The sequence below is a fragment of the Prosthecobacter sp. genome, assembly GCF_044378005.1.
Classification (GTDB): domain Bacteria; phylum Verrucomicrobiota; class Verrucomicrobiia; order Verrucomicrobiales; family Verrucomicrobiaceae; genus Prosthecobacter.
Window position 1 is genome coordinate 1 of the sequence record NZ_JBILYB010000169.1, and the last position, 11,965, is coordinate 11,965.

Annotated in this window: 10 protein-coding genes; 2 read left to right on the forward strand and 8 right to left on the reverse strand. The window is 60.1% G+C overall.

Annotated elements, in window-relative coordinates; genetic code table 11:
• Positions 1–193: 193 nt before the first annotated feature.
• The gene (locus AC6FTP_RS22630) at positions 194–1,099 is read right to left on the reverse strand and encodes a metal ABC transporter substrate-binding protein (RefSeq protein ID WP_497209180.1); all 906 of its coding nucleotides are present in this window, start codon (positions 1,097–1,099) and stop codon (positions 194–196) included.
• Positions 1,100–1,182: 83 nt separating this feature from the next.
• Here AC6FTP_RS22630 and AC6FTP_RS22635 point away from each other — a divergent pair, with 83 nt between their 5' ends.
• Positions 1,183–2,820, forward strand: coding sequence for a sodium:solute symporter (locus AC6FTP_RS22635; RefSeq protein WP_497209181.1), 1,638 nt, complete (start codon positions 1,183–1,185; stop codon positions 2,818–2,820).
• A 262-nt stretch (positions 2,821–3,082) separates the two neighbouring features.
• Here AC6FTP_RS22635 and AC6FTP_RS22640 read toward each other — a convergent pair whose 3' ends face one another.
• The 7 genes from AC6FTP_RS22640 to AC6FTP_RS22670 all read right to left on the reverse strand — a co-directional run bounded on the left by AC6FTP_RS22640 (position 3,083) and on the right by AC6FTP_RS22670 (position 11,217).
• On the reverse strand, positions 3,083–3,877 hold the full coding sequence (locus AC6FTP_RS22640; protein WP_497209182.1) for a tetratricopeptide repeat protein: 795 nt from the start codon (positions 3,875–3,877) through the stop codon (positions 3,083–3,085).
• Positions 3,877–4,758: an ABC transporter permease gene (locus AC6FTP_RS22645; RefSeq protein ID WP_497209183.1), complete on the reverse strand. Its 882-nt coding sequence runs from the start codon at positions 4,756–4,758 to the stop codon at positions 3,877–3,879. Before AC6FTP_RS22645 ends, AC6FTP_RS22640 begins: the two co-directional genes overlap by 1 nt.
• 10 nt (positions 4,759–4,768) lie before the next feature.
• Positions 4,769–5,632, reverse strand: a complete 864-nt coding sequence (locus AC6FTP_RS22650) for an ABC transporter ATP-binding protein (RefSeq protein ID WP_497209184.1) — start codon at positions 5,630–5,632, stop codon at positions 4,769–4,771.
• A 77-nt stretch (positions 5,633–5,709) separates the two neighbouring features.
• Positions 5,710–7,362, reverse strand: coding sequence for a cell division protein FtsZ (locus tag AC6FTP_RS22655; protein ID WP_497209185.1), 1,653 nt, complete (start codon positions 7,360–7,362; stop codon positions 5,710–5,712).
• 56 nt (positions 7,363–7,418) lie between these two features.
• Entirely contained in the window at positions 7,419–8,633 is a 1,215-nt protein-coding gene (gene ftsA, locus AC6FTP_RS22660) for a cell division protein FtsA (protein WP_497209186.1), read from the reverse strand.
• 4 nt (positions 8,634–8,637) lie between these two features.
• Positions 8,638–9,624 carry a cell division protein FtsQ/DivIB gene (locus tag AC6FTP_RS22665; RefSeq protein WP_497209187.1) on the reverse strand — a complete coding sequence of 329 codons (987 nt, stop codon included), beginning with the start codon at positions 9,622–9,624 and terminating at the stop codon, positions 8,638–8,640.
• A 246-nt stretch (positions 9,625–9,870) separates the two neighbouring features.
• The gene (locus AC6FTP_RS22670) at positions 9,871–11,217 is read right to left on the reverse strand and encodes a Gfo/Idh/MocA family protein (RefSeq protein WP_497209188.1); all 1,347 of its coding nucleotides are present in this window, start codon (positions 11,215–11,217) and stop codon (positions 9,871–9,873) included.
• Positions 11,218–11,416: 199 nt separating this feature from the next.
• On the opposite strand from AC6FTP_RS22670, the gene AC6FTP_RS22675 reads away from it, so the two are divergent.
• Positions 11,417–11,965: L,D-transpeptidase family protein (locus tag AC6FTP_RS22675; protein WP_497209189.1), on the forward strand; the 549-nt coding region annotated here is incomplete at its 3' end.

Consider the following 11,965-nt stretch of genomic DNA (forward strand, 5'->3'; position numbering starts at 1 on the left):
CTGGCCACACATAGCAATCCCGCGACGCTCGGAGAGCGCTTGGAAGATTGATAGTGATTTCAGATGGTAGTTCATGGATTGGGCTGAGGGTGGCGGAGTGTGCCACAGAGCTTTAAACCGTCAAACACATTTTCAGAAATTCTTTTAGCCGGGTGTCTGGAAATCAACTCTCAAACCACCCATCCCTAGAGGCTCATGGAAAGGCCTTCTCCAACGCCTCCACATTGGCCTTCATCACAGCCATGAAATCGCCACCGTCCGGCACGTTACCACAGGGATCGAAGGTGACACTTTTCACGCCGATGGCTTCCAGCTTGGCCACGCTGTCTTTGGCGGGATCACCTTCCCAGATCATCCACTTCGCAGGATGCGTGGCGAGGATGCCTTTGAGTTCTTCCATGGCCTTGTCATCAGGCACAGTCTCGGGCTCCCAGAGCACGGGCCTAACGTTCAGCGCATAACGTCGTGCGAAGTAATGATACACCGGATGCGAGGCAACGAGTGGGGCATTGGCGAGACGTTTGCCGACGGCGAGCAAGCGTGCATCAAGAGTTTCGAGTTCGCCTTTTAGCGCAGCGAAGTTCTTCTCGGCATCGGGAGCGAACTTCGTTAGCGCTTTGGAGACGGCTTCGGCCTGTTGGATAGCTTGCTGGAAGTCGATCCAGGTAGTGAAGGCGGTGCCGCTGTGGCTGTGCTCGCCGCCGGGACCGTGGCTGTGCGTGGCATCGGCCTTGATCTCGATGAACTGCGCTTTGAAGGCGGCGGAAGTGTCCACGAGCTTCGATTGCGGCAGCGTGACCTTCTCTGCCCACTTCGAGTAGGTGGCACCATTCATGAGAATGAGGTCTGCGCTTTGGAAGCCGGCCACGGCGGCATCGTCGGGCTGCCAGAAGACGGGGTCTTCATCGCCCGGAGCTGGGAATTTCACCTCGATGGCATCTCCACCGATGCGCTCGACGAAGTACTTGAGTGGGTAGTTCGCCACATAGACCTGTGGTTTGCCGGATTTAGCAGATGAGGCAGCGTCCGGCACATCGGGAGCGGGCTTGCAAGCGGCGAGGAGCAGCAGGGGGAGGAACAAGGCAAAGGCGGTTTTCATGGTGGCTCATTCTACGTTCCGTGGGCTGACTGCTTCCAGATATATCTTGGCGAAGGAAGCGAGCGCGCTCCATATTCGCGCCCATGTCCTCCGCCTTGCTTCTCGATGCCGTCGTCCTCTTCGCCTACTTTGGCCTGATCATGTGGATCGGCCTGTCTCAGCGTAGCAAGAGCGGCTCGATGGAAGGATTCGCGCTTGGGGATCGGCAGATCGCGTGGTGGGCAGTGCTTGCCTCCATCCTGGCGGCGGAGATCAGCGCTGGCACGTTCTTCGGCGCTCCGGGCGAGGGCTACGCGCTGCGCAATTTCACTTATATCCAGCTCATCGTCGGCTACCTGCTGGCGCGTGTGGTCGTGAGTGCGGTGTTCATACCGGCTTATTACAAACACGGCGTCGTGAGCATTTATGAGTTCCTCGGCACGCGCTTCGGGCCCATCACGCATCGTCTCTCATCGGGCGTGTTTTTGGTCACGCGACTGCTCGCCAGCGGCACGCGGCTCTGGGTGCCGACGATGATCCTCGTCATCATCTGGCATCTCAATAATCCCGCGCAGACCATCTCCCCCTCCACCGAGTTTTGGCTCACCGCTGTAGCGCTGATTCTCGTCACACTGGCGACAGCGGTTTACACCACGCTTGGCGGCATTCGCGCGGTGATCTGGACGGACGTGATCCAGATCGGCGTGCTCGTTTGTGCGCTGAGCTTCTCTTTGATTTACCTGCTCGGCCACATCCCCGGCGGCTGGGGCGGCGCGGTGGCAATGCTCACGGGGCCAAAAGATCTCGCGGTGTGGGATCTCGGGCTCAAAGAAGGCGCGGGCTTCTGGGGTAACATCAAGCACGTGCTGGAGCAGGAGTACACCATCTGGGCAGCTTTCCTCGGCTCCACCTTTGTCACCCTGGCCACGCACGGCACGGATCAGGACATGGTGCAGCGCATGCTCACGGCGAAAAACAAACGCCAGAGCGCTGTCGCCACCATCCTCTCCGGCGTGGCGGATGTGCCCATCACGCTCGTCGTGCTCGGCATCGGCATCCTGCTCTATGTCTTCTACCAACAAAACGTCGATGAGTTGCTGCCGAAGAGCGTCACCGGCGTGGTCTCCTCAAACAAAGTCTTCCCCTACTTCGTGCTTACCGTCATGCCCGCGGGGCTGCGCGGACTCGTCATCGCGGGTGTCTTAGCCACGACCATGGGCTCCCTCAGCACTGCGCTGAATTCACTCGCCACCAGCTACGTGCGCGACTTCCACTTCCGCTGGTTTGGCGAGCCAAAGACGGATGAGGGCAAAGTGCGCGTCCTGCGCTTCGGCACCGTGCTTTTTGCCACACTCTTGGTCTCCGTCGCGCTGGCAACCGCTTATGTCACCAGCCACAATCCTCAACTCCGCATCCTGCCGATCATTCTCGGCATCTTCGGTTACACCTATGGTTCGCTGCTCGGCGTCTTCATGACTGGCCTGTTCACCCGCACCCGCGGCAGCGACTTCGGCAACGTCATCGCCATGATCGCCGGCTTCGTCGTCGTGGCCTACATGAGCGGGCTGGACAAGGACGTCATGGGCCTCTTTGGTGCCCAGGGCATCAGTCGGCCTGAGTGGATGCCCGTCATTGAGTTCCCCTGGCGCATCATGTTCGGCACCGTCACCACCTTTACCGTCGCCATGATGTTCCGCACGCCGGTGGAAAGACAGCAGCACCGGTATCTGGCGGAGCAGTGATTCATTCCAAATGCGTGTTTCGAGTTTCACGATCCAAGTTCTCTGAATCAGGGTGTTACGAGACAATGCTAGCACACCTCAAAAGTGAGGGACGCAAGGGTATCAACTCGTTGGCTTTCAAATCGTGAAACTTTGACGGAGAGATCTCGTCCATGGAAGCACTACTGCCGCCTTTCTTGGGCCAGCTATCATTGAAGCTGCCTTCATAGAACATGCTGCACTATTTCGCCGGGCCGCTGATGCCCGCGAAAAGGCGACCCCTTTACCTGATCGGCCCCAGCTCCGTTGGAGCGATCTCCATGGGCTTCCGCTGATCGGGGATGCGCTGCATCATCGGGATCTTCAGCCGTTCTTCGAGCTTCTTGAGTGTGTCGAGCAGGCTGGGGGTGCGCTGGTTCTTCTTCTCATAGGCAGCGCGCAGAAGATCATAAGCCTTTCTCCACAGTTCCGGATCCGCAGTCTCGGCATACTGATAGGCGGCGAAGCGGGCGTAGCGGTTGTTTCTGGTGATGCGGTACACTTGAAGATAAGCCGCCGCTGCGAGCCTCGGCTCGTGGGACCGGCGCTCATAAATCTCGGCGAGTGAATGCCACAGGCGCGCGTCATCGGGCAAATACCGCAGCCCTTCCTTCAGGATGGCGATGCCGCGCTTCACGTGTTCCTCGGAGAGTTTGCCGCGCACGAAGGGTTCGGTTTTTTCGTCCTGGAGGTAATACGACGCGGCGTTGTAGGCCATGTGCCAGGAGGCTTCGTCCCAGTAGTTGGTGTAGTGGGGCTGAAGACTGGTGGTGAGCTGGAAAAGGCTGTCCACCTTGCCCCAGTTCACGTTTTCCCATGCGTGGTTGGCCTGGAGATAAGTGATCGTTGCCACAAGTGACCTCAAGCCGCCGAGTGAGGCCGCGAAACCCATCTGGCTGAGATTCTCACGCAGTCCGAGGCTGAGCGGTGTGCTGAGCAGGCCGGCTACCCGGAAGCGCTGAGTGGTCGCTTCTTCCAGAGGCAGCTTCACAGCGCCGAGGAGCAGCAACACGGCCAAGGCCTGGAGGTGACGCTTCATCAGAGTTCCTTTTCTACAAACAGCAGGTGGGAGACGACTGAGTATCCCACGACATAGGCCGTGGCGATGCCTGCCATGAGGCCGAAGGATGGCAGTGTCACCAGCTCGCCATTGATGACGTTATCGACGATGTCGAAGACGCCCATGTCCGGCGTCACAATCGCCAGCAGAGCGGAGAAAAGCTTTTTGAACAGGCCGCCCTGTCCTGAAAGGAAATACTCGCGAATAAGCCCCTGTCCGTGTCCCGCGATGGTGATGAGGAAGGAGATCACGATGGTGAAAAGCGTGCTGCTGGCGAAGCAGGAGATCATCAGTGTCAGAGCTGTGATGACGGTCGCTTTGAGAAAGATGGCCACCACGCCGAGGTGCAGATTCCAGGTCAGCCCTTGCTTCCCAACGATCTCTTTAATCTGTGAGATGGCTTCTGGCGTGGCTGTGCCCTCCTGCTGGAGTGCGGCGACGGACTGCGCAAGAACGAGGCTTTCCCTCAGCCAAAGCACGATGCTGAAGGCGATGTCCATGAGCACCAGTCCGGCACCGATGAGGATGAGCACGCCGAACAATTTCCCGAGCAGATACTCGAAGCGCGGAACGGGCTTCGACAAGATGGTGTAGAGCGTGCGGTCCTCCAGATCACGAGGCAGTAGAAGCGCCGTGGCGCAGATGGCGATGACCATGCTGAAGAGCTGCAAGGCACCGAAGGAGACATCCTTCAGCAGTTTGAGCTGCTGCTCGGGATTCATCACGGGAAAGGCGAATCCTGCTGCCACGACGATGACGCAGAAGACCAGCAGGAAGGCCATGATCTTCATCCGCAGGAGCTGCGTCACCGTGGCGGCGGCCAAGGTCCAGATGCGTGGGATGGAGAAGGGGAGGGACATGGGTGGTTGATTACTTGTCTGCCACTTCGAGGAAGAGCTTTTCCAGTGTCGTGCGCGGATGACCGGTGCGGACGAGCTTCGCGCCGTGGCCTTTGGATTCCACCAGCGCGCGGATCTCGGCGAGCAATTCGGGCGTGGCATCGGAAAGCACGAGTTCGGTTTCATTCTCGACGGCGATGAGGTCATCGAGCCGGCCTTCACGCACCATTTGCCCGTGGCCCATGATGCCCACGCGGTCGCAGACCTCCTGCATCTGCTCCAGCAGATGGCTGGTGACCAGGACGGTGATGCCCTGCTCCTTGAAGCCGAGAATGAGATCACGAATCTTCCGCGAGCCCGAGGGATCGACACCTGCGGTGGGTTCGTCCAGCACCACGAGACGTGGCCGGTGCAGCAGTGCCTGGGCGAGGCCGAGTCTTTGCAGCATTCCTTTCGAGTAGCCGGACACGCGCCGGTCCGCCGCGTCTTCGAGGCCGGTGATGGCGAGCATTTCCTTTGCGCGATCTTTGAGTTCAGCGCCTTTCATGCTGCACAGCCGACCGTAAAAGAGGAGCGTCTCCAGGCCGTTGAGGTGCTTGTAAAAATAGGGGTTCTCGGGCAGGAAGCCCACGTCGCGGCGGCTTTCTACTTCGGTGCTTGGTTTACCAAAAACGGACGTGCGTCCGCTGGTCGGGGTCACCAGTCCGAGGATGGCTTTCATCGTTGTGGACTTGCCGCAGCCGTTGGGGCCGATGAGTCCATAGACTTCGCCATCGTTCACCGTCAGCGAGAGCTCGCGCACGGCGGTGAAGGGGGCCTGCCCAAGGCCTGCCTTGAAAACCTTGGTCAGGTTTTCCACGGTCACGGCGGGGATGGGTGAAGCGGGTGCGGACATCGGAGGGCGAATGAAGGGATGCACGCCCTTCGTGTCAATCCACCGTGTGTACTGAAATCAGTTTTTGCAGGGGCCGACTATCGTTTCAGCTTCCGTTTCAGGCGCATCCAGGTGGGGACATCGAGGTCTTCGCCACCATCAGCAAGGACGGGTTCGGTCTTCTGGAAGCGGCCACGATCCTCTTCGCTGCCAAAGCGGAAGGCGATCTGGGCTTCCTCTTCACTGGTCTTGCCATTGCTGCGGGTGGCGGGGATGAGCGGGGCTTCTTCGACGGCTGGACTTGGATTGCGAGCGACCACGGAGGCCAGGGTGTTGCTCGTGGTCGATGGGCGGACGACGGTCTGGCGGATGAAGTCCTCGATGCGTGGTCGGGCAGGCTTCACGGGCTCGGGTTCTGGCTCAGGGAGGCTGGCGGCGACGGGCTCCTCGATGATGATTTCGTCGGGGATTTGCTCTTCGATGGCAGCGGGCGCTTCGATGACGGCGACTTCCTCATAGACCTCCTCATAGACTTCCTCCTGCACGGTTTCAGGCTCGGGAGCGCGTGGGGCGGGAGGAGTGATCTCTTCGGTGCGGAAGAGCATGTCCATGTCTTCAGCCAAGGGTGCGCTTTTGACCGATTCATTCCTGGCGGGTTTCGGCGCGGCTGCTTTGGGTGCGGGGGTGACCGCTTCCATGATGGAGGGCATGGAACGCTCTTTGTGAGGCATCATTTCCACCGGCGGTGCGGCGGCGGCCAAGGTATTGAGCTGGGCGAGACCAAGGGAGCTGAGCAACGTGACGCAGACGGAGTCGCCGAGCTTCGCATCGACGGCGACGCCGAAGAGGATGTGCGTCTGATCCGGCACGTTTTTGCCGAGCTGCTTCATGACGGCATCGACTTCGAGGAGCGTGAGAGATTCCCCACCTGCGATGTGGACGAGGAGGGTCTTCGTCTGGTGCAGGAGGCGGCCCTGGTCGATGAGCGGAGACTTGAGCGCGCGCTTGAGAGCCTCAGTGCCGCGATTCTGGCCGCGAGCTTCGCCGAAGCCGAAGAGGCAGCGCCCATTCGAGGTGCTGAGGGCGGCGGTGAGGTCATCGAGGCCGAGTTTGACGAGCCCAGGCGTGGTGAGAATGGTGGAAACGGCACGCAGGGACTGGGCGATGAGCTGGTCGGCCTGGGTAAAGGCTTTCTGGATGCCGTCCTTGGGCAGGGTGAGCTCGCCCATGCGGTTGTTTTCAAAAAGGATCAGCGCATCGGCCCGCTTCTGGAGCTGGGAAAGCGACTGCTCAGCCTGTTGAATGCGGCGCTTGCCTTCAAAAGTGAAGGGCATGGTGGCGGTGAGGAAAACGAGCGCCCCGGTGCCCTTGGCAATCTCGGCGATGACGGGTGCGGCTCCAGAGCCGGTGCCGCCACCGAGGCCGGTGCAGATGAAAACGATGTCATGGCCTTCCACGGCTTCACGGATTTGCTCACGGGAGAAAAGAGCTGCTTCACGCCCGAGATCGGGATCACCCCCTGCACCGATGCCGCGCATGAGCTCAATGCCGAGCTGCACTTTGTTCGGGGTCATGGTGTGGTTCAGCACGCGGATGTCCGTGTGCATGGAGACGAGCTTTGCATCCACGGTGCGGTCCAGCGTGATGCGGTCCAGCACGTTTCCGCCCGCGCCGCCGACACCGACGATGCAGGTTTTCAGCGAGCCTGGCTCGATGGTTTCTTTGAGGGCTTGGCGATCGTATTCAACCATGGCGGTGTGGGAGTGAAGGGTGGGAGACGGCGCTAACGATGAATGAAGAATGGGCTTTAGGAGACGACGGACAGGAGGTCAGCCATTTTTCGCCCCAACTTGCGCAGCGGGGACATGAACGGCTTCTCTTGATCGAGGATCTGGGCATAGCGAATGAGGCCGATGGGGGCGGAGAACTGCGGTTTCTCGAAGGTGGCTGTGACACCACTCACGGGAGCCGAGCCGGCGCGCGTCACCTTCCTCTCAAACACATCTTGTGCCACGACGTCAATCCCTTTCAGCAGACTGGTGCCTCCGGTGAGATAAATTCCTGCGGCGAGCTGGCCGATGTGGCCCTCGCAGCGTGTTTTCACCTGCTCCATGATCTCACGGGTGCGCAGGTAGATGACTTCATTGAGGAAAGAGCGCTCGACTTCGGCGATCATGAAGCCGTTGTCGTCCTCCACGCGGACGATGTCATCAGGCGTGAGGTCTTCGAAGATGCATGAGCCTTCCGTGACTTTCAGCTCCTCCGCACGGCGGTCGGGGATCTGCACCGCCATGGCGATGTCCTGCGTGATGTGATCACCGCCGAGCGGCACGCACCCGGACGCGGCGATCATGCCGTCTTCATACAAAACATAGTCGGCAGTGCCACCGCCGATGTCGATCATGAGGGCACCCTGGGCTTTGGCTTCACGGTTCAGCACGACCTGCGCGGCGGCGATGCCTGTGAAGACCACGTCTTCGACTTCCAGCGGCACTTCGCGGACGCATTTGACGGCGTTTTGGATGCGGCCACGCACGCCGTGAATGATGTGATAATCCGCTTCCAGCACGCGGCCTTCCCGCCCGATGGGGTGCCTTACGCCTTCCATGCCATCGACGATGTACTGCCGGGTGATGCTGTGCAGAAAGACGTTGTCCTGGGGTATCTCGATGTTGCGGGCGATCTCCTTCGCTTCTTCGACATCGTCTTCGGTGATCTCGGCCTGGTCTTCTTTCAGACGCCACGCGCCGCGGCTGTTCACGCATTTGATGTGACCGCCAGTCACGCCGAGGAAGACGGTGCGGATCATCACATCACTCGGCTCCTCGGCACGTACGAGGGCATCATTGAGGACGGTCTGGACCTTTTGGAAATCCACGATTTCGCCTTTGCGCACGCCGCGCGATGGGGCCGTGCCGACACCGAGGATCTTGATGGTGCCGTCGCGTTTGGCCTCGCCGACGACGACACAGATCTTGCTCGTGCCGATCTCGAGTCCTGCGTAGATGGTGCTCTTTGCCATGGGATTAACGAACGGAAGTGGAGGTTGCAGGGGTCACAGAGGCAGTCATGGGATCCTGCAATCCCTGAAGATTCGGTGGCTCGCGAAAGGTGATGGGCATGTTCTTGCGCACGAGCAGATTCAACGTGTCAATCTTCCACTCCCGATGCCGGGCTTCGAGCCAGATGCGGTCGAGCCGCGCGAGCTGCTCGCCCAGGTCATCGGTGCCAAAGAGGATGCGTGAGTTGTCCGCCAACAGGGCGGCTTGGGACCAGGGCTTTTCGATGTGGATCACCCGGACTTCCGGTGCGCCCTGCTCACTGCGCTGCTGGAGTTCCTTCAGGAGAGAAAGGGCGGATTTCACCGGTAGATCCGAGATGGCCGCGCCGGGATGATTTTGCACCAGCGCCTCGTAGCGAATGGAGGGCAGGGCAGCGTAGGCATCCGTTACGACTTCACAGGGGAAGGTGACGCCCTCCGCGTCGATGAAGTGGCCCGTGTCCGGCTGTCGCGCGATCATGCCGAGCTTCGGGCACTCGATCCAAGCTACGGGCTGACGCTGCTTCACTTCCAGAGTCAGACGGCCCTCGTAGTCACGGGTGATCTTCACGCTGCGCACCTGCGGCAGGGTCATGATGCGGCCCTGAATCTCCCGCATGTTCACCGTCAGCAGATTCATGCCGTGCGTCAGGGCGCTGGTGCGCACGATTTTCTGCGCTGTCACCGGGCCTTCGGTCCGCACGACGACCTGCTTCAGGCTGAACTGCGGATTTTTCAGGAAAGCCTCACGCACCGTGATCTTCAGCAGCGTGCCCAGGCAGATCAGGATGATCAGGCCCATCGCCCACTTAAAACCGCGCCGCTTGAGCGCGGCGCGTTCCATGTCCCGGATCTTCGGGGAATCGACATTCAGATTCACATCGAACGTCATGCCGCCAACTTTGCGCGGCTTCTTCGGCGGGGCCGAGGGAGCCTTCGGGGCAGGAGCAGACTTGGACGAAGGAGCACGCATGTCAGGGCAGACGAGGTCAACGGACTGACCTTTAATGTATCTTAATAAACAATTTCGCCGCCGAACGCTATGATTTTTCTCAAAAAGTGCAGTTCGCTATAGCGATGACGGCCATTACCGCGCTCCCAGGGCCTACAGGCAAAGGGCTCGACTCTAGTGGAGTGCGTGTGAAGGATGCCCATGAAAAAAGCGGCCCCGGTGAGGAGGCCGCCTTTGGGGTTTCAAGCACGAGGCTTGGGAGATGGCTCAGACCACCCACTCGCCGCGGTAGTCGCGGGTGAGCCACTTTGGATCGCCGCCTTCGGCGAAGGTGCGCTCGGTGGGGTTCCACTTGAAGCTGGTACCGCTGTAGTAGGACATGTTCATGAGGTGGCAGGAGATGACGGTGGTGGCACCGACGGCGACATCACAGATGGGGCGCTCGCGCGTTTTGATGCTGTTGAGCCAGTCGTCGTGGTGGTTCTTGCTGTCGTAGAGTTTGATCTTCGCATCCTTCAGGAACTCGCGCTCGGAGAGCACGACTTCGCGGTCGAGGGAGGTGCCTTTGTCCACTTCCTTGTCCATGAAGCCGTGGACTTTTTTGCCGCCGATGATGAGCCCGAACTTACCGCGATTCACATGGATCTCGCCTTCGGTGCCGTAGAAGGAGACGCCTTTGCCTTCGCCGTGGGTGAGGACGACGCCATTGGCATAGACGAGCTGTGCGCCACGCTTTTTGTCAGGGCCGGCGGAGCGGACTTCGACGGGACCGCTTTCATCCATGCCAAGGCCCCACTGGGCGATGTCGATATGGTGCGCGCCCCAGTCGGTGATCATGCCGCCGCCGAACTCGCGCGTCATGCGCCAGGCGGGGAAGTGATTGTGGACACCACGAGGGCTGAGGACGCTGCTGTAGGGCTTCAGCGGGCCTGGACCGCACCAGCGATCCCAGTCGAGGCCGGGTTCGGCGGGCTCTTCTTTGAGGTTATAAACCGGAGCCGGATCACCAAAGGAGGTGGTGATGGTCTTGATCTCGCCGATGACGCCGTTGCGGACGAGCTCGCAGGCGACGCGGAATTCCTTGCTGGAGCGCTGCTGCGATCCGGTCTGGAAGATGCGACCGCTGTCGCGCACAGCCTTCGTGAGCGTGAGGGCTTCGTGGACATTGTGGGTCAGTGGTTTCTCACCATAGACGTCTTTGCCAGCCTTCACGGCGGCGATGCCAATGTAGGCATGCCAATGGTCAGGCGTGGCGACGACGACGGCGTCGATGTCCTTGCGGGCCAGCAGCTCGCGGAAGTCGGCATAGGCATCGCAGCCTTTGTAGCTGCCGTCTTTCTTCTCGCCGTAGCGCTTTTCGACGGTGGCCTTGGCGTTGTTGCGGCGGTTCGTGTCCACATCGCAGACAGCGGCGACATTCACACTCTCACGACCGAGGAAGTTGCCGAGGTGGCCGCTGTTCATCTTGCCCATGCCGATGAAGCCGATGTTGATTCGCGAGCTCGGCGCGGTTTCCGCCGACCACACGCGGGAAGGCAGGATGAAAGGGGCTGCCACAGCGCCAGCGGCGGTGGTCAGGAAGGAACGGCGGTTGGATGACGGGGTGGTATTCATGGTTTTCTGATCAAAAACAGGCACATCCATACGCATTGAGAGCGGGGTTCCTGCAAGCCATCTCAAGAAACCTTTTCCCATCAGTCCATGAGTGATCTCAAAACCACGCCAGGGCGAAAAGGCAGTAAGCAGTGGACAGAAGGAGGCCTGTGCGGCATTCTCCGCGCCGCTTTCCGTCCCCTGCCCCCCGTTGATCGAGATGCTCACACACGACCTGTTTCTACGTCTCACCGCCCTCGCCCTGCTCTGCACGCTGGCCTCATGCGCGAACTCGGGTGGTTCGCGTGAACAGACCCAGTATCTGGAGGCCTTTAATCCCGCCACCGTGCCGCATTCGGCTCTCTACAATCAAGACCTCGTCTCCTACTGGGATGGCGATGGCATGGCGGGCGCCCCCAGCATCGTGATCGACCTCAGCGATCAGAAGGCTTATTTCTACAAAGGCGGTTCCCTCGCCGGCGTGTCGGCCCTTTCCACGGGTGATGAGAAGCACACGACCATCATGGGGAACTTCAAAATCATTCAGAAGGACCAGTGGCATAAGTCCAACCTCTATGGTGACTTCGTCGATGCCAACGGTCAGGTCGTGGTGGCAAACATCGACATCACGAAGGACAAAGCACCTCCAGGCACCCGCTTCGAAGGCTCGAAGATGCACCATTTCATGCGCTTCAGCGGCGGCACCGGCATGCACGAGGGCTTCCTCCCCGGCTATCCCGCCAGCCACGGCTGCGTGCGCATGCCCGGC

Excerpts from the sequence above, each read along its gene's own strand:
- AC6FTP_RS22630 (WP_497209180.1), bottom strand. The coding sequence starts at position 1,099 with ATGAAAACCGCCTTTGCCTTGTTCCTCCCCCTGCTGCTCCTCGCCGCT.
- AC6FTP_RS22635 (WP_497209181.1), top strand. The coding sequence starts at position 1,183 with ATGTCCTCCGCCTTGCTTCTCGATGCCGTCGTCCTCTTCGCCTACTTT.
- AC6FTP_RS22640 (WP_497209182.1), bottom strand. The coding sequence starts at position 3,877 with ATGAAGCGTCACCTCCAGGCCTTGGCCGTGTTGCTGCTCCTCGGCGCT.
- AC6FTP_RS22645 (WP_497209183.1), bottom strand. The coding sequence starts at position 4,758 with ATGTCCCTCCCCTTCTCCATCCCACGCATCTGGACCTTGGCCGCCGCC.
- AC6FTP_RS22650 (WP_497209184.1), bottom strand. The coding sequence starts at position 5,632 with ATGTCCGCACCCGCTTCACCCATCCCCGCCGTGACCGTGGAAAACCTG.
- AC6FTP_RS22655 (WP_497209185.1), bottom strand. The coding sequence starts at position 7,362 with ATGGTTGAATACGATCGCCAAGCCCTCAAAGAAACCATCGAGCCAGGC.
- ftsA (WP_497209186.1), bottom strand. The coding sequence starts at position 8,633 with ATGGCAAAGAGCACCATCTACGCAGGACTCGAGATCGGCACGAGCAAG.
- AC6FTP_RS22665 (WP_497209187.1), bottom strand. The coding sequence starts at position 9,624 with ATGCGTGCTCCTTCGTCCAAGTCTGCTCCTGCCCCGAAGGCTCCCTCG.
- AC6FTP_RS22670 (WP_497209188.1), bottom strand. The coding sequence starts at position 11,217 with ATGAATACCACCCCGTCATCCAACCGCCGTTCCTTCCTGACCACCGCC.